Here is a 17,456-nt window from a genome sequence, read left to right as displayed (position 1 = left end):
TCTCTAACGGCCTACATCAACTCTTTGGGGAATGGAATCAAGGCTGTAATACTGATGTGCAATTTTATCTTTTCCTACCGTTATGATCCGGAATCCTGATGGATCTTTTCCCAGTGGCTCTCCTATGGCGCTGGTGGTTACCATTTCCATATCACCATATTTACCATAGCCATTCCGGTGATAATGTCCGGCAAAAACAGCGGTAACGCCATATTTTTTAAACAGCTCCAGGTATTTGTTGCGGGTTGCCATATCGATATTAAAATATTCTACCGGCTCATCAGGCTTACTGATGAAGAAGGAATGATGGCAGAAAATAATGATATGGTCTGCCTGCTTATTCGCCGCCAGTTCCTTTTCCAGCCAGATATACTGTTCCTGTTCCAGAACCGGTGTATTTGCTTTGATCAGGTTGGAGTTAATGCCGATAAACCTGCTGTTCTTATGATTAAAAGAAAATTTATCATATCCATAGATGGCATTATAAAAATCAACATCTGCCTTTGCCGGTGTATTGCCAACATCGTGGTTTCCCGGGGTATAATAAACCGGTATTTTAGCGTTGATCATAGCAGTGATCCGCTTGAATTCCGCCAGCTGATGCTGATCTCTTGGCTTGTTTACGAGATCACCCGTAATCACCACAAAATCAGGTTTCAGCCTGTTGACTTCAGCCACCCCTCTTTCATACAATGCAATTTCTTTCTGAATACTATCAGGATAAAATCCCAATTGCGGATCAGAGAGCTGGATAAAAAAGAATGGCTTTGTACTACCTGCATTTTTTTGTGATGCACATCCCGACAGGATGGAGACAAATAAAATACCGGTCAACAGAAATCGGAAAGCATGCATAAGCCTGGTAGTCCTGAATTTAATCATCATATTTTTCATATTATTAATTGGATGGTCCGTAAATGCCAGGGGCCAATTTAATTATTTAATTTTTCACGTTTTACAAAAGATCAAATAATAAGCGCCCGGAAATTTATCATTGATCCGCTGCCTTAATATCCGGGATTCTGATCTGCAACCGGGTCTAATGCCTTATTATAATTTATTTCCGCATTAGGAATCGGCCAAAGCAGCATTACATCAGCCATGGTTTTTCCTTTGGAAGCTTTGATATAATCTTTTGCAATACCCAGTCGTTTTAACTCCATCCATCTTTTGCCTTCAAACAGGGTTTCGTATCCTCTTTCTTTAACAATAAGCGTCAGGAAGGAACTTTCGTTATAGTCTGCAACTTTAAAATCTACCGGAGATGCCGTATTTGCAGGATAACCATAGGCGCGGCGGTGTACCTTATTCAGCGCCTCTACTGCTGCTGTTGTAGGACCATGATTCGCAGCATTGGCCGCTTCTGCATAGGTCATGAGTACATCTGCATAACGATACCACGGATAATCGTTTCCACCGGTACCACCGGGAAGTGCCTGTTTATCCTGAAACTTCCTCACCAGGTAGGTGCTATCGCCTCTACCAAATTGCCATGGATACAGATCATACTGTTTCCGCAAATCATTGGCGTCCCAGTTTTTCACCACTGCAATTTTAGTAGGATCCGTGTATAATGAAAAGTAGCCGGCTCCATTGGCATAAGGCGTATTGGGATGGGCTTCGTATAAGGTTAATTGAAATCCCTGCCCGTTTTGCCGGGTGAATTTTAAATAAAAGATTTCTTCTGATGAGGTAATTACATCCGGACCATACAGGTTTAGAAAATCGTCCGGCTGTGTTACAGGCACCAGTGAAAACTGACCTGACTGAATTACTTCATTTGCTCTGTCCTGTGCGTCGGTATATCTTTTTAACTGAAGATAAGTATCCGCAAGCACTGCTTTCGCCGACCATTTATTGGGTCGTCCTGATTGGGCCGCTTTAGTAGGAAGATTTTCACCGGCAAATTTCAGATCGTCTTCAATCAGCTGGTATACTGCCTCTACAGATCCACGTTGAAGATCAGGAATATCCATATTGGCTTCCGTACGTATCGGTACGCCGCCCCAGTTCCTGACCAGTTGAAAATACATCAGGGCACGCATGAATCTTGCTTCAGCGATATATACTGCCTTATCTGCATCACTGATATCTGTTCCATTCGGCGTGTTTTTTATGACCAGGTTGGCATTACGGATAGACAGATAAAAGCTCTTCCAGAAAGCTTCTGTACGGCCATAATTGGTATTATCAAGTCCTGTATAATCCTCCAATGGTATCCAACTTCCGTTGGGGATAAAAAAATCGGAAAGGGCATCATGAAATACCTCATAAAATGCACTCATCGAACCACCGGTACGCAGGGGAGAATAGATGGCGTAAGTGGCTGCCTCTACTTCCGATTTTGTGTTATAAAACCCTTCTGCCGACAAGGATTTCGGACTTTCTTCCAATGCTTTTGTACAGGATGTGATATATAAAAGAAGTAACGGCAATATGAAATATGAAAAGCGGAATATCGTGCTGTGTTTCATTATTTGAATGTTTTAATAAGTTCAGGCACTTATGCACGTGCCAAAATCAAGTAACGGACCCTGGAAAATGTGTACCGGCTATAATCCTATCCGGACGCCGATGGTCACACTTTTTGCAGTGGGATAACCAAACTGGTCTATTCCCAGGTTGACAGAATTGTCGCTTATATGCGTACTTACTTCCGGATCAAACCAGGAATATTTAGTCCAGGTGAGGAGGTTTTGTCCGCTTACATATACCTGACCACTTCTCAACCATTTCACGCCTGTTTTATTCATTGGAATATTATAGGCCAACTGGATATTTTTCAGGCGCAGGTAAGAGCCATCTTCTACATAGCGGTCGGACACGGCCACGTTCAGAGAACGGGTTACTGCCGGATACTTCGCATGTGGATCAGGATTGGCTGCAGTCCAATGATGCAGGAACTGATCCTCCAACAGGTTCATTCCCTGGTTCAGGTCAACAGATTGGGTTGCACTAAAGTTGAAAATATCATTTCCACGGGAACCCTGGAAGAAAAGGCTCAATTCAAATCCTTTAAAGGCCATTGCTGAATTGAGGCCATATGTATATTTTGCATTGGGGTTGCCGATATAAGTTTTATCCGCAGTCGTAATTTTACCATCCCCGGTTAAATCTTTGTAAGTAATATTTCCTTTGCTGTCATAGCCGTTTTCCAGGTATCCGTAAAAGATACCGAGTGGCTGTCCTTCACGGAGAAGGTTTACAAAATCACCTACAACACCTGTGTAATAAGATGTTCCGTAGATGTCCTGTCCGCCGTATAGTTTTACTATTTTATTCCGGTTAAAGGAAATGTTACCGGCAAGATTCCACTGGAAAGCAGCAGTAGCAGGTAATACACTTACATCCAGTCCCAGTTCTACTCCTTTGTTCTGCATTTCTCCTACGTTCTGTATTGTGTAGTCATATCCCAGTGAAGCGGGCAATTGCACGCTGTTTAACAGATCCCTGGTATTCTTTACATAATAATCAGCAGTAAAATGAATGCGGTTATTAAGTACTGAAACATCTATGCCAAAATCAGACTGATAGGTTGTTTCCCACTTCAGGTTATTCGGCAGGCGTGTTCCTGGTGCATACGTTGTAAAAAGTCCGTCATCAAAAACTGTTTTCCCGGAAACCAGCTGGTTCATAGTAGCATAGGGCGCGATGGCCTGGCTGCCGGTAGCTCCGAATCCAGCCCTGAGTTTCAGATCGGAAATAAAGGAAACATCTTTCATAAATTCCTCCTGGGAAACCCGCCAGGCTACAGCGCCCGAAGGGAAGTAACCCCATTTGTTTCCTGTGCCATAACGTGATGATCCATCAGCCCTGAAACTGGCTGTGAGCATGTATTTATCTTTAAACCCGTAATTAATCCTGCTGAGATAAGATATCAAAACAGATTTGGCATATCCTGATGAAGAAGGATTATTGACCGTAGCAGCGCCGAGGTCGTTCGTTCCCTGGATATCACTCACAAATCCGGAACCACTGGCGCCTGCATTCGTGCTTAAAAAGTTCTGGTAAGTAAACCCGCCTAACGCCGTCAGATGATGATCTCCAAAAGCTTTGGTATAGGTGATCGTATTCTCGTTTAACAGGCTGGTGTATTGTGAACTGTTGACAGCCGCAGCGCCATTGGAGTTGACAAATTTATGCGTAGTATAAGTATCATTGCGCAAATCAAAATTTTCAATACCTCCTGAAACCCGGATCACCAGTTCCGGCGTGGGCTTGTAGGTAACTGCCGCATTACCCAGCACCCGGTTTTCTTTTCCCAGATATGACTCCGCATAAACATAATTCAGCGGATTAATCATCGCGTTGGAGATAAAGGAATAACTCAGTATAGGCACCCTGAAAGAACCGTCATCATTATAAGGGGTCAGGGAAGGTGGCACTGAAATCATCCCGCTGTATAAGCTGTTACCCCTGCCGCTGCTATTGCCGCCGCCGGTTTTATCACTTGATTCCGTGCGTGTTAAATTGATACCGTACTGCATGCTGAACTTGTCGCTGATATCGTGGTTCAAGTTGGCCCTTAAAGCATACCGGTTATAATAACTGTTGATAACAATCCCGTCCTGTTTCAGCATACTTCCGCTGGCGGAGAATTGCGTTTTGGCATTGCCACCGCTTACATTCACGGTATGATTCTGCATAGGCGCCTTTTGCATAACAAGGTCCTGCCAGTCTGTACCAGCTCCCATTGCTTTGAATTCATCCAGTTGCTGCGGTGTAAAATAAGCGGGTACCCCGTCATTTTTTGCCTGTTCATTATAAAACTCCCCATACTGGATAGGGCTCATTAACTTCAGTTTTTTACGGATAGTCTGAACGGAATAACTTCCTTCGTAGTCTACCCTGGTAGCACCTTGTTTCCCTTTTTTGGTGGTGATAAGCACCACGCCGTTGGCGCCGCGGGAGCCATAAATGGCGGTGGCCGAAGCATCTTTCAATACGTTCACGCTTTCTATATCCGCGTTATTCAGCATCGTAGGATTACCGGAAACAGGGAACCCATCTATCACATACAGGGGCTCATTGCTTCCCTGGATGGAGTTTGTACCGCGGATTCTTACGCTGATGGGTGAACCCGGAGCGCCGCTGTTTTGAATAACCTGTACCCCCGTAGCCCGGCCGGAAAGGGCTTGCACCACATTCGTGGTGGGAAACGCGGTCAGGTCTTTACTTTTAATCTGCGACAGGGAGCCTGTCAGGTCGCTTTTTTTCTGTATGCCATAACCTACTACTACCACATCATTTAAAGCGGTAACGGCTTCGCTGAGTGTTACCATGATGTTGGCGTTGCCGGTAATGGCTATTTCTTTAGGCTGATAGCCCAGCATGCTGACTACCAGAATAGCCTTTTCATTTACTACAATAGAGAAGCTTCCGTTGCCATCCGACAACACTCCTTTTTGCGTACCCTTCACATGTACGGCGGCTCCGGGCAAAGGTTCCCCTTTAGCATTTGTAATAGTGCCCGTGATGGTAAAAACAATATCCGCCGGTGGTGGTGGCGGTGCTGTTGCCGGCCGGATTGCAGCTGGCTTTTGCTCGATGATAATAGCATCGGCTTCAATGGTGTACTGAAGATTCCGTCCTTTCAGGCACAGTTGCATCACCTGCGCTACCGGCATGTTTTTAATGTCCAGTGTAACATGATCAGCTCCTTCCAGTAAGGCCGCATCCACAAATATATTGAGCCCTGTTTGTTGTTGAATGGCCTTAAAAAGAGTCTTTAACGGCGCATTTTTCAGCTTAATATTTACTTGTTGTCCGCTGCTCCTGGCAGATAACTGCATAAACCCTATCAATAAAAAAATAAATGTGAGTTTCATCGCATGCAGTGGTATGGATAATTGCATATATTTGGTTGTTATTTGGTTGCTGATGTAGGTTTCGTAGCCTTTGTTCATTAATTGGATAACGCCAGCTCCTGTTCGCGCAGGAGCTTTTGTTTTGTATGTATTTTATATTTCAGGACATGGGTCCGGTTTAATTATATTTTTAGCCTGATTGAACAAACAGTTTTTTTCCTTCAATCCGGAATTTTATATCATTTGCCTCCAGTAATTTCAGCACCCCGGTAAGGGATGTACTTCTCCTGATCACACCAAAGAATTTCCTGTCTTTCACAGGACTGGTGTACACTACGTCAACATCATACCAGCGGGCAAATTGCCGGAGGATAACAGATAATGCGGTGTTATCAAAATAAAAATTACCATCCTTCCAGGCAGTGATCTCCTCGAGGTTGACACCTTCCCTGATATTTAATGCGCCTGCTGTATTCATGGTGAGCTGTTCGCCGGGATGCAGTACCATTTTCTTGTTTTCACTATTTACCTGTACTGATCCTGATACAAGCGTGGCCGCCATTACGGCTTCATCTGCGTAGCTGTTTATATTAAATTCGGTGCCCAGTACTTTGACGGTCATGCCGTTTACAGTTACAACAAAAGGCCGCTCTGCATTTTGTGTTACGTCAAAATAGGCTTCTCCCTGCAGGCTTATCTTTCTTTCCTTACCGCTGAAAACAGCCGGATAACGCAGTGATGACGCTGCATTCAGCCATACTTTGGTGCCGTCCTGTAAGATCACTTTAAACTGTCCGCTGCGGGGAGTGGTAAGGGTATTGAAACTGTTGGCCGCTGTGGTGTTGCCATTCGCAGCATATTGCAAGCGGCTGCCCTGTTGCTTGATAGCGGCAGCTCCTTGTCCGATTACCCGGTCCCCGGTGCTATCCAGCTGTATGGTGGAACCATCGGCCAGTGTTAATACGGCTTTGTCGCTACCAGGCGCTACATCAACCCGTGCGGACTGAATAGCCACTGCCGGCTCGTTCTTTTTATTTATGCGGGTGATACTGTATAAGGCTGCACTTCCCACGATGAGGACCAATACGGCAGCAGCGGCCATCCGCCAGCGCCTGCGCGGCATCGGTGCGATCACAGCCTCGGTGGCAGGAACTCCCTGACGGCTGGCAGCCAAAACCTTATCCCACAACACCTGTTTGGTGGCGGGTGTCCAGGTTTCGTGGATACCAAAACTGTCAAATAACCGGGCCATTTCTTCCTCCAGCGCCTCATCATGTTCTCCCGTGGAAAACACCTGCTGTAATTCTTCCCATTGCTCCTCCGTAAGGCTACCGGCTTTGTATAACCGGATTAATGTGGCAAAGCGTTCATTAGTCATAACATAGACATGTATATATAGTTATAGCAGACACGTACAGTTATAAAGACCGCCGTAAAAAGCAAACGGCGTAACGGGAATTAAAAAAAATATTTAATAATGCTTAAAACAGCTGCAGCAGGTGTTTGGTATGAATGTTCCTGAAAAACAGGATCGCAGGGGAAAGGGTAGCGAGAGAAAGGACCAGCAATAGTAAGGGTGTGTAGCCCTGGAGATGATTATTGATATGGTTTCTTACAAATTTACGCGCCAGCTCCAGGTGTTTCTTGACTGTAAGTCTCGATAAGCCCATTTGTGTGGCTATTTCTTCATTGCTGAAGTCCTGGCGGTCTGCCAGCAGGTATACCTGCTTTTGTTGTGGCGGAAGTTGTCTGATGGCGTTTTCCAGCAGTTGGTTATATTCTTTTTCCCTGACCCGGTGATCTGTATTATTCACCACCGTTGTCAGGTTATCTTTTACGTTGTTGACCAGCCTGGCATTTTTGGAAAGCCTGTTAAAGTGATTGAATACGGCATTGCGGGCGGAGATAAAAAAATAATCGCGTAGACTTCGCACACCCGCAAGGGTGGCCCTTCTTTCCCAGAACTTTACAAATATCTGTTGCAGGATCTCTTCTGCTTCCAGCTTATCTTTTACATAAGTCATGACTGTATTAAATACAGTGCCGCTATAAAAATTATATATGTAATTAAAAGCACGCTCATCTCCGGCCGCGATACGTCGCAACAGATCCGGTTCATTATCAGGCAGGTGCTCTGGCAAGGTCAGGTAAAAGTTTGTTCATGGGTGAAAATAGGGAAAATACTATTCACTTTCCCTTCACCTTATTTTGCTATTAATAAATTAATATATGGATAGCTACCCGTTATTGTTTACTAGACCCCCTCACGATCAGTGCCGACGGAATAACGATGCGCGTCTTTTCAGGCGTTCCTTTCTTCTTTTCCAGTAATTGTAAAAGAACACCTGCCGCTGCATGGCCCATTTCAAAAGCCGGTTGCGTAATCGTTGTCAGGGAAGGATGCAGGATTGTTGCTATTTCAAGATTGGAGAAACAAACCACCTTTACTGCTTGTGGAATAGTGAGGGCCAGGGCCTGACAAACCTGGTACACAGTGGTTGTTAACTTCTCTACAGAAGCAACAATACCATCCGGTCTTTTCTTTTGCTGCAACAGTTTTTTAACGGCTTTATAGTTATAGTCCTGATCGGTGGTACATAAAATAATATCACTACCCGGCGATTTCAATCCATGATCTTTCAACGCTTTTTTATATCCTTCCATCCGGTTGTTGCTGATGGATAAACTTTTTGAGATGCCCAGGTAAGCAATGCGTTTACTGCCGTTATCAATCAGGTGTTTCGTGGCATTGTATCCGCTTTCGAAATCATCGGTCACAATTTTTGCAGCAGCCACTTCTTCGAGTACCCGGTCAAAAAATACGACAGGCACCTCTCTGGCGATGAGTTCATTGATATGCTCCCCGGTGGTGGTTTCTCTTGAAACAGAGATCAGCACACCATCTACCCGGCCACTCTGAAATTCCTTTAAAATAGCCTGTTCACGGATAAAACTCTCATGCGTGAGGTAGATGAGTACATGATAGCCTTTCTCCTTCACCGCCGCCTCAATGCCATTAATAGCAATCGAAAAAAAACTGTCTGCCACCTCCGGTATGATGACCGCAATATTTTTACTCTTCCTGCCACGCAAACTACTGGCATAAGCATTGGGCGTATAATTCAGCCTGGCAGCCAGTTCCTGTACCCGCTGCTTGGTTTCCCTGCTGATTTCATGACTGTCACGCAACGCCTTTGATACCGTGGAAAGAGATAGTTCCAGTTCCTGCGCCAGTGCTTTTATATTTACCTTCTTCATGGGTCGGCTAATCTGTATCCGTCATTTTTTTAAAGAGATGTTTTCCGATTGCTAATCTGCCTGTTTACGAAACCGGTTTCGTAAATAAATCGCTGCCAATATGCAAAAAATCCTTCAAAATAGCCGAAATTTAAGTCAACTACTAAATAGCTTGCCATGGGTACTGTTCCAAATACATTTACGGATAAAGAAGTAAATCCGTTAACAAGTCTCGATGAGTGGGAAGACGCCGTACTACAGCGTTATCCAACACCTGAAAGTATTGCTACATCCAAAGCTACCGACGAATACCGGAATTATGATAACCCGGAAAGAGATACTGTCCGCGAGTTTTACCGGCTGAACCATACCTACCAGACATACGATTTTGTACAACAAAAGAGAGCCGAATTCCTGTCGTTCAACAGGAAAGAAATGCCGGTATGGGAGGCTTTTAATTTCCTCAATCAGCTGGTAGATGATTCCGATCCCGATACAGACCTGGATCAATTCCAACACCTGTTACAAACAGCCGAAGCTATCCGCGCAGACGGACATCCCGACTGGATGGTGCTCACCGGTCTGATGCATGACATGGGCAAGGTACTGTGCTTGTTCGGAGAAGCCCAATGGGCGGTGGTGGGCGACACTTTCCCCGTGGGATGCCCCTATTCAGATAAAATTGTATATCCAGAATATTTCAAAAACAATCCCGACTATAACAATCCAGCCTATCAAACAGGTACCGGTATCTACAAACCCAATTGCGGTTTGCGGAATGTAAACCTTTCCTGGGGACACGATGAATACGTGTACCAGATGATGAAAGACCATTTACCGGAATCAGGACTCTACATGCTGCGGTATCACTCTTTTTATGCCTGGCACCGCGAAGGAGCTTACGATTACCTGCTGGATGACCACGACCGGGACATGTTGAAATGGGTAAAACTATTTAACCCATACGATCTGTACTCAAAAAATCCGGAACCACCGGATTGGACCAAACTGCGTCCTTATTACGAAGACCTTGTTGCCAAATATTTGCCTGGTACCTTAAAGTTCTAACTATCCGGAAGCCATATTTTTATTGCTGATGAACAGATCCGTATAAGCCCCCCTTGGGGGGCCACGGAAAAAAGTGTACCTTATAGATACGAATATCAACCACGTTATCCAACTTACATCCACCACATGAATAAGCTGCAATTAGCTGATTACATCGTCTTTTTCATCTATTTTATCGCCATTGCTGCCTACGGATATTATGTTTACCATAAAAAGAAATCAGCAGCTGCCAGTTCAAAAGATTTCTTCCTGGCAGAAGGTTCGCTCACGTGGTGGGCCATTGGCGCTTCACTGATTGCTTCCAATATTTCTGCAGAACACTTTATAGGAATGTCCGGCTCCGGCTTTGCTTTGGGGCTCGCCATCTCCACCTATGAATGGATGGCGGCAGCTACCTTGATTATCGTTGCCATATTTTTTATCCCGGTATACCTGAAAAACAAGATCTATACCATGCCGCAGTTCCTGGCGAAAAGGTATAACGACAAGGTTAGTACCGTAATGGCGGTGTTCTGGCTGCTGGTATATGTTTTTGTAAATCTTACTTCTATTATTTACCTGGGCGCCCTGGCCATTGCATCTATTTCCACCATTCCTTTTGAATGGTGTATTGTGGGACTGTGCGTATTCTCCGTAGTGGTAACACTGGGAGGCATGAAGGTAATCGGTTATACAGACGTGGTACAGGTGCTGGTGCTCATCATCGGCGGACTCGTCACCACTTATCTCGCCCTGTCATTATTATCAGAAAAATTCGGGTATGATGGCAATATCCTGAAAGGATTATCCGTGTTGCGGAAAGAAGCGCCCAGTCACTTCCATATGATCTTTGACAAAAGCAATCCTTATTATAAAGACCTGCCCGGACTATCCGTGCTGATAGGAGGTATGTGGATCAATAACCTGGCTTACTGGGGATGCAACCAATATATCACACAACGGGCGCTGGGAGCCGATCTCAAAACAGCACGCCGGGGTATCCTGTTTGCCGCCTTCCTGAAGTTGCTGGTTCCTGTAATAGCAGTATTACCCGGTATCGTGATGTATGTGTTGCACAACAACGGCATGTTCCAACAGGAAATGACAGATGCTTCGGGTGTGATCAAACCCGATCATGCCTATCCCACCCTGATGAACCTGCTGCCTGCCGGCTTAAAAGGAGTGGCATTTGCAGCACTCACCGCTGCTATCGTGGCATCGCTGGCTGGAAAGGCCAATAGCATCTCCACGATCTTCTCACTCGATATCTACCGGAAATTTTTTAATAAAGACGCATCAGAACAGCAGCTGGTCCACGTGGGGAGATGGGCCGTTATTGTTTCCATGCTTTTGGCAGCCATCGTAACGCCTTCACTGCGATCACTCGACCAGGCTTACCAGTTCATCCAGGAGTATGTGGGCTTTATCTCTCCGGGGGTACTGGCTATCTTCCTGCTGGGATTCTTCTGGAAACGCACCACAGCCGCCGCCGCACTCACAGGTGCCTTACTTACCATTCCTCTTTCAACGATCCTGAAATTCCTGCCTGTATGGACCAATGGCGCCTTCCCGGACTATCCTTTCCTCGACAGGATGTCCATCACCTTTGTGCTGATCGTAATAATAATGATCATTATGAGCTTAAGCAAACCATTCAAAAAAGATGATGACCATATTATAGAAGTAGATACTTCCATGTTCCGTACAAACCCTGGGTTTGTAGTGGGGTCTATTATTATCATTGGTATATTAACGGCGTTGTATACTGTATTCTGGTAAGACCAGGATTAGATAGATTAGCGGGATTTGCAGGATGGGTGCACAAGATTGAAGCGAAGAAGATTGAAACGAATGACATTACATTATCCGCTCAGTTCATCTTCGCTTCAATCTTGTGCACCCATCCTGCAAATCCCGCTAATCTATCTAATCCTGGTCTACCAATGCTTTAATCTTCACCAGTATCGGGTCCCAGCCACCGCCATCAACGGCTTCCCGGTACCTTTTTTCTCCTTCCGCAACGCGGGTATAGTCGCCCTGGCTGACATTTAAAATAGTGTGCCCGTTCTCCTCCGATAAATCATAGGTTACGTGCAGGTAGTTTTCAGAAGTGTCGTCAATAGCCGAATTGGGATCGATGGTGGTATATACCAACAGCTTGTTTGGTGTGATTGCTTCGATGGTGCCTTTTACGGCTACCAGTTCCTTCCCTTCATGCATCAGTTTCCAGAGCAGGGTGCTGCCCTTTTTCCAGTCAGATACGGTTTCGCATCCGAACATATACTTCTTTGTCTGTTCCGGATTTACCAAAGCATCCCAGACTTTAGAAGCCGGTGCATGAATAGTGATACTGCTTTTTACAAATAACGGGGTGCTCATTTTTTGATATTTTAAGTAAGATAGATGTCTTCCCTTACCGGGTTACGGCACAAAAATAGGTGATGCGGCATCAACCGGATTGCGCTTTACGGATTATTTCTAACAGAAAAGGGTGTGAAACCGAATTTCTTCTTAAACGCATTATTGAAATGCTGCGGCGTGGCATAGCCCAGCTCAAAGGATATTTCGGCGGCCGTTTTTTCTGTATCGCGCAGGTACTGGTGCGCCAGTTGTAACCGCTGGTCTGTGAGATAACCAAAAACAGTGTTATTGAATTTCTCTTTAAATCCGCGTTTAAGTTTATACTCATTCAGACCTACGGTCCTGGCAATTTCAGAGAGGCTGGGAGGGCAGTCCAATCTTTCGTTCAGCAGATCCCTGACAGCCATGATCTTTTCCTTATCCGTTTTATTCTTCAGGAAATGATCTTCCTTACTGGCTGCTGCCTGACAGGATTCTGCTGATATGACCAGCAGTTCTATACTTTTGGAAAGCAGGAATAATTTCTTGAAATCACCGGCATATTTGCAATGGATGATCTGCAAAATTACCTGGTGGATGGCCGTGTCCACGGCGCCCCATTTTTCAGAAAGGATAGCGGGCGTGTCGTTGATAATATGCTCGGAGAACCGCTTCAGCTGATCGTTGGCGTTTTGCGTGAAGTTGATAAAAAGTGCTTTCGGAAACTGGATACCGAACGTTTCCACTTCCAGCGTTTTATTCTCGATCACAATATCAAACCCATTCGAGTACATGATGTTGTGATGTCCGCCAATAAGATCAAATGACCGGTTAAGCTGCTTATACGTAAAAATATAATCTCCCTTTAATCCAAAGTGCAGCCGGACAACGTCTGTAGGACTGCTGGCCGGGAAACTAAACAATTCGTTGAACCTGGATATAGCGTGTCCTATCTTGATATCATCACAATACCAGACGGAAGAATCCATTGTTCCATTATGATATACCAGGCTTTTATGTTCATCCATTTTATACCACTTTTCAGTTGGTATAAAGATACATGCGTATGCTGATAAAACAGCACAAGGGGGCATCAAATCAGGTCGAATGCCTGTGCAAAACTGGTGAGATCGTAACCCGACTGCGCGCCGATTTTACTTTTGATATTACGACGGTGTGTTACCGCTGTTTTTTCGGAGATGTGTACCTCTTCTGCAATTTCACTGGCGCTTAATCCGAGTGCCATCAACCGTAAAATTTCCTTCTCCCTTTTGGTAAGGGAAGCAAAAATATGCTGGTTGCGGCGAAGGAAATTATTCTCTTCCAACAGCCTGTTTACCTTACTGGTAACGTGGTGCAGAGGATCTATGGGAACAGCACAGGTAATAACATGGGTAGGAATCCCCGCGTCATTACGCATAAATACCCGGGTGGTACCCAGGTGCCAAACCCAATCGCGCTCAGGTGATAACCTCACCTGTTGAAAAAAAGTAACGATGACTTCTTTATCAATGGGAGATCCCAGCATCGCAGTTATTTTGGGCAGATAGTCTGCCACATCATGCGGATTGAAATAAGTATCGTAATAACCGTGTCCCATTGCCTTCAGGGCGTCCAGGGAAATATTAAGCTGCTCAAGGCCCCGTGGTGACATATACTCAACAAAATCCTTCTCCACATTCATTACAATCACAACTGCCGGTAACTCTCCGTCTATTGCTTGCAGGGCCTTTAATTTGCCCTCCAGCCCAACGGGATCTGATAATAGGGAATACATGCTCATGTCCTGCTATAAAAATGTATAGGAAATAATCTGAATAGTGGCTGATATTAATGCGCTCGAAGAACAAATGTATACAAAAAACAGGAAGGGTCCCATTCCTGATGAATGAGACCCTTTTTTGGGGGTAAAAAAAATGTTGGTCTACGGAACAGTATTAAAAATACCGGGTGGACAAATGCTATATAAAATGAAATAGTATCGGATTATTGTAAATCAGGGAACAAAGATAAATGAATGCAGTATTCCTTCATATACCTATTAGTGAGTATTTTTAGCGGGAAAGTGGCTTAAACAGGGCGGTTCGTGTATAGTGTACATACTATAACAGACCGTTAATGAGCGTAAAAAAATGTCAAAAGGATTGGTTTGAACCAATCCTTTTTCGGGTTCACAACGTGTTATTATTTCCTATAATCCTGTTAATCTCCTGTACGGATGTAGCAGAACGCCCACCATCAGGGGCGGTGTTAATAATATAGTCAACCAGGCGGTCTATTGTAGTCGTAGCAACATGCATGCGTGTATCTGAAGAAGCATAGTAAATAAACACCCGCCCGTCTTCATCAGCAATCCAGCCATTGCTGAAAAGCACATTGGATACATCGCCTACCCGTTCATCTCCTTCCGGCGCCATAAAATAGCCCGCGGGTTTATAAATTACTTTAGTGATATCATGCAGGTCGGTCATAAACAGGTACAGCACGTAACGCAGGCCGGCAGCGGTGTTGCGCACACCATGCGCCAGATGCAACCAACCTTTGGCTGTTTTAACAGGCGCAGGTCCCAGGCCATTCTTGGCTTCATACACGGTATGATATACTTTGCCATCGATTACATTTTCCGTTTTTACTACGGCTGCTTCCATGGAATCGGCCAGTCCAAACCCAATGCCGCCGCCGCTGCCGGTGTTGATAAAACCATCTTGGGGACGGGTATAAAAAGCGTACTTGCCGTTTACAAACTCAGGATGCAATACCACATTACGCTGCTGTGCGGAAGGTGTTTGCAGGTCCGGCAGGCGTTCCCACTTTACCAGGTCGCGGGTGCGGGCGATGCCGCATTGCGCCACAGCGGCCGACTGGTCTGCCGCGCTGGCCGCAGGGTCCCGCCGTTCAGTGCAAAACAATCCATAGATCCAGCCATCTTCATGCTGTACCACCCGCATATCATAAATGTTGGTATCCGGGTCCGCCGTTTCCGGCATGGTAACAGGCCGTTCATGAAAACGGAAATTGTCGATTCCATTTTCACTCTCCGCCACCGCAAAAAACGATTTCCGGTCGGCCCCTTCCACCCGCGCTACCAGCATATATTTGCCATTGAGCCGGATAGCGCCCGCATTAAATATGCCGTTGATACCGAAACGCTCCATCAGGAAAGGATTATGCTGCTGCCTGAAATCATACCGCCAGCATAAGGGTGTATGCGCTGCCGTTAGTACAGGATAAGTATACCTGTCGTAAATACCATTGCCCGGTGTTTCCATTAAATTAAGCCGTTCTGCCAGCTCTTCGTGTGCCTGCTGCAATACCTTTTTTCTCTTTTCGAAGTTCATATAACTACTGTTCAATATCATTATCTATATAAGTGTGCAGCAAACACTTCTTTTCCAAACCAGGCATGATCCAGTTTGGTAGCCTGTTTGTCGCAAGGCATTTCCCCCCTGCGCACAAACAGATAAGCTACCGGCAAAAAGTAATAAAACGGATAAGTGGAATGAAAAAACGCAAACGGTCCATCTCTGGCAAAAATTAAAATAATCCGGTCACGATAGTATTTACAGAAGAAAAATCCAGCTCTTACACCTGCCGGCACTGTTACTTAGGTATCGTAACAGTGGAAGCAATAGTCTGCGCATCCAAACCACTGCGCCCACCTGTACAAGATGTAAAACGCTTTTCCGACGCTTGTCATCTTTTACAAGTTGCTGATTCCGTTGTCCTGCGACGACAGATGTAAGCTGGTAAATAAGTCAAAGAAATGATACGCATCCATGACGATGGACACTGATGCATAACGTGGGCTTATTCTATACAAAAGTGCCCTTTATTTAAACAAGTATGTAATACTTTATTATCTATTGATTATACTTTGATAATCAAAAAAAATACAACCGATATATAAATGCGGGAGAACACAACGCATGAACCCTTATAGAACAAGCATTACAAGCCTTTTGAACTACCCTTACATTATTATGCCGGTAGTTTAAATTTATAATGTTATTTTAGCCCTTATAAGGGTTTAAAGAACTGATAATTTAGCCTAATCCGCTATTTTACAAGTGATTAAGACAAGAAGGATAGACCCACCATAAAATAATTCCGCGTTATATTACAAACCACGTTACATGGAGAGCAAGTTATTAAGAGAGATCACACCACTTACACAAAGTGATTGCTTCACCTTATTTTCAAGAGAGAAAACGGAGTTTGATTTCCCCCTGCACTATCACGAAGAATTTGAGTTGAACTTCATCCAGCATGCCAAAGGTGCGAAGCGTATTATAGGTGATCATATGGAAGATATTGAGGCGCTGGAGCTGGTACTGGTAGGCCCCAATCTGCAACACGGCTGGTTTACCAACAAACATGACGGCGGCATCATCAAAGAGATCACTATTCAGTTTCACCGCGACCTGTTTGATGAAAAGTTCCTGCAACGCAATCAGATGCATTTCATTAAAAACATGTTTGAACGTTCCCTGCGCGGCATTCTTTTTTCAAAGGAAACCACACAGCAAATCCTTCCACGACTCGTACAACTACCGCATAAACAAGGCTTCGATTCTGTACTGGAGCTGATGTCTATCCTGCATGACTTGTCTATCAGCCGCAACCTGCGCATCCTTTCCGATTCCACTTTCCGCAACCTGGAAACCATCTCCTACAACAGCCGCCGCGTGGAAAAGATCATGACCTATCTCAATGCCAATTTCGATAAAAACATTTCGCTGAATGAAGCCGCTAAACTGGCCGCCATGACAGATGTGGCTTTCAGTCGTTTCTTTAAAGCCAAGATCGGCAAAACATTTGTAGACACCCTGATAGAAATCAGGCTGGGACACGCTTCCCGTTTGCTCATAGAAACAACCAACACCGTAAATGAAATCGCCTATAAATGCGGCTTCAATAATATTTCCAATTTCAATCGTATCTTCAAAAAGAAAAAAGATTGCACCCCTAAAGAGTTTCGTTTAGCGTATACTTCTTCAGGAACAAGAACATTTATTTAATGACGAA

The 17,456-nt window shown here is 44.8% G+C and carries 13 protein-coding genes; 3 read left to right on the top strand and 10 right to left on the bottom strand.

Annotation, left to right across the window (positions count from 1 at the left end; genetic code table 11):
• Positions 1-3: 3 nt before the first annotated feature.
• The 6 genes from ABQ275_RS26020 to ABQ275_RS25995 all read right to left on the bottom strand — a co-directional run bounded on the left by ABQ275_RS26020 (position 4) and on the right by ABQ275_RS25995 (position 9,065).
• Entirely contained in the window at positions 4-885 is an 882-nt protein-coding gene (locus tag ABQ275_RS26020; protein WP_349316077.1) for a metallophosphoesterase, read from the bottom strand.
• A 122-nt stretch (positions 886-1,007) separates the two neighbouring features.
• A complete protein-coding gene (locus ABQ275_RS26015) occupies positions 1,008-2,474 on the bottom strand; it encodes a RagB/SusD family nutrient uptake outer membrane protein (protein WP_349316076.1) in 1,467 nt (488 codons plus the stop codon).
• Positions 2,475-2,552: 78 nt separating this feature from the next.
• Entirely contained in the window at positions 2,553-5,855 is a 3,303-nt protein-coding gene (locus ABQ275_RS26010; RefSeq protein ID WP_349316075.1) for a TonB-dependent receptor, read from the bottom strand.
• A 142-nt stretch (positions 5,856-5,997) separates the two neighbouring features.
• Positions 5,998-7,185, bottom strand: a complete 1,188-nt coding sequence (locus tag ABQ275_RS26005) for a FecR domain-containing protein (protein ID WP_349316074.1) — start codon at positions 7,183-7,185, stop codon at positions 5,998-6,000.
• A 103-nt stretch (positions 7,186-7,288) separates the two neighbouring features.
• On the bottom strand, positions 7,289-7,948 hold the full coding sequence (locus ABQ275_RS26000) for a sigma-70 family RNA polymerase sigma factor (RefSeq protein ID WP_349316073.1): 660 nt from the start codon (positions 7,946-7,948) through the stop codon (positions 7,289-7,291).
• A gap of 103 nt (positions 7,949-8,051) precedes the next feature.
• Positions 8,052-9,065 (bottom strand): LacI family DNA-binding transcriptional regulator, encoded by a 1,014-nt coding sequence (locus ABQ275_RS25995; RefSeq protein WP_349316072.1) that lies wholly within the window; start codon positions 9,063-9,065, stop codon positions 8,052-8,054.
• Between the two features lie 156 nt (positions 9,066-9,221).
• On the opposite strand from ABQ275_RS25995, the gene ABQ275_RS25990 reads away from it, so the two are divergent.
• A complete protein-coding gene (locus tag ABQ275_RS25990) occupies positions 9,222-10,112 on the top strand; it encodes an inositol oxygenase family protein (protein ID WP_349316071.1) in 891 nt (296 codons plus the stop codon).
• 126 nt (positions 10,113-10,238) lie between these two features.
• The gene (locus ABQ275_RS25985) at positions 10,239-11,870 is read left to right on the top strand and encodes a sodium/sugar symporter (RefSeq protein ID WP_349316070.1); all 1,632 of its coding nucleotides are present in this window, start codon (positions 10,239-10,241) and stop codon (positions 11,868-11,870) included.
• A 147-nt stretch (positions 11,871-12,017) separates the two neighbouring features.
• Here the strand turns inward: ABQ275_RS25985 and ABQ275_RS25980 are convergent, their stop codons facing one another.
• From ABQ275_RS25980 to ABQ275_RS25965, 4 genes are all read right to left on the bottom strand, one after another.
• Positions 12,018-12,470, bottom strand: a complete 453-nt coding sequence (locus ABQ275_RS25980) for an SRPBCC domain-containing protein (RefSeq protein ID WP_349316069.1) — start codon at positions 12,468-12,470, stop codon at positions 12,018-12,020.
• Between the two features lie 86 nt (positions 12,471-12,556).
• Positions 12,557-13,459, bottom strand: coding sequence for an AraC family transcriptional regulator (locus ABQ275_RS25975; RefSeq protein WP_349316068.1), 903 nt, complete (start codon positions 13,457-13,459; stop codon positions 12,557-12,559).
• 65 nt (positions 13,460-13,524) lie between these two features.
• Positions 13,525-14,214: a LuxR C-terminal-related transcriptional regulator gene (locus ABQ275_RS25970; protein WP_349316067.1), complete on the bottom strand. Its 690-nt coding sequence runs from the start codon at positions 14,212-14,214 to the stop codon at positions 13,525-13,527.
• A 388-nt stretch (positions 14,215-14,602) separates the two neighbouring features.
• A complete protein-coding gene (locus tag ABQ275_RS25965) occupies positions 14,603-15,769 on the bottom strand; it encodes a glycosidase (RefSeq protein WP_349316066.1) in 1,167 nt (388 codons plus the stop codon).
• A 795-nt stretch (positions 15,770-16,564) separates the two neighbouring features.
• On the opposite strand from ABQ275_RS25965, the gene ABQ275_RS25960 reads away from it, so the two are divergent.
• On the top strand, positions 16,565-17,449 hold the full coding sequence (locus ABQ275_RS25960) for an AraC family transcriptional regulator (protein ID WP_349316065.1): 885 nt from the start codon (positions 16,565-16,567) through the stop codon (positions 17,447-17,449).
• Positions 17,450-17,456 lie beyond the last annotated feature (7 nt).

The sequence above is a fragment of the Chitinophaga sp. MM2321 genome, assembly GCF_964033635.1.
In the GTDB taxonomy this organism is placed as follows: Bacteria; Bacteroidota; Bacteroidia; order Chitinophagales; family Chitinophagaceae; genus Chitinophaga.
The sequence above is the reverse complement of the archived record's forward strand: the minus strand, read 5'-3'. Positions and strand labels throughout refer to the sequence as shown.

Bases quoted from the DNA above. Each gene is read 5' to 3' on its own strand.
- ABQ275_RS26020 (WP_349316077.1), bottom strand. From the start codon at position 885: ATGATGATTAAATTCAGGACTACCAGGCTTATGCATGCTTTCCGATTT.
- ABQ275_RS26015 (WP_349316076.1), bottom strand. From the start codon at position 2,474: ATGAAACACAGCACGATATTCCGCTTTTCATATTTCATATTGCCGTTA.
- ABQ275_RS26010 (WP_349316075.1), bottom strand. From the start codon at position 5,855: ATGCAATTATCCATACCACTGCATGCGATGAAACTCACATTTATTTTT.
- ABQ275_RS26005 (WP_349316074.1), bottom strand. From the start codon at position 7,185: ATGACTAATGAACGCTTTGCCACATTAATCCGGTTATACAAAGCCGGT.
- ABQ275_RS25995 (WP_349316072.1), bottom strand. From the start codon at position 9,065: ATGAAGAAGGTAAATATAAAAGCACTGGCGCAGGAACTGGAACTATCT.
- ABQ275_RS25990 (WP_349316071.1), top strand. From the start codon at position 9,222: ATGGGTACTGTTCCAAATACATTTACGGATAAAGAAGTAAATCCGTTA.
- ABQ275_RS25985 (WP_349316070.1), top strand. From the start codon at position 10,239: ATGAATAAGCTGCAATTAGCTGATTACATCGTCTTTTTCATCTATTTT.
- ABQ275_RS25980 (WP_349316069.1), bottom strand. From the start codon at position 12,470: ATGAGCACCCCGTTATTTGTAAAAAGCAGTATCACTATTCATGCACCG.
- ABQ275_RS25975 (WP_349316068.1), bottom strand. From the start codon at position 13,459: ATGGATGAACATAAAAGCCTGGTATATCATAATGGAACAATGGATTCT.
- ABQ275_RS25970 (WP_349316067.1), bottom strand. From the start codon at position 14,214: ATGAGCATGTATTCCCTATTATCAGATCCCGTTGGGCTGGAGGGCAAA.
- ABQ275_RS25965 (WP_349316066.1), bottom strand. From the start codon at position 15,769: ATGAACTTCGAAAAGAGAAAAAAGGTATTGCAGCAGGCACACGAAGAG.
- ABQ275_RS25960 (WP_349316065.1), top strand. From the start codon at position 16,565: ATGGAGAGCAAGTTATTAAGAGAGATCACACCACTTACACAAAGTGAT.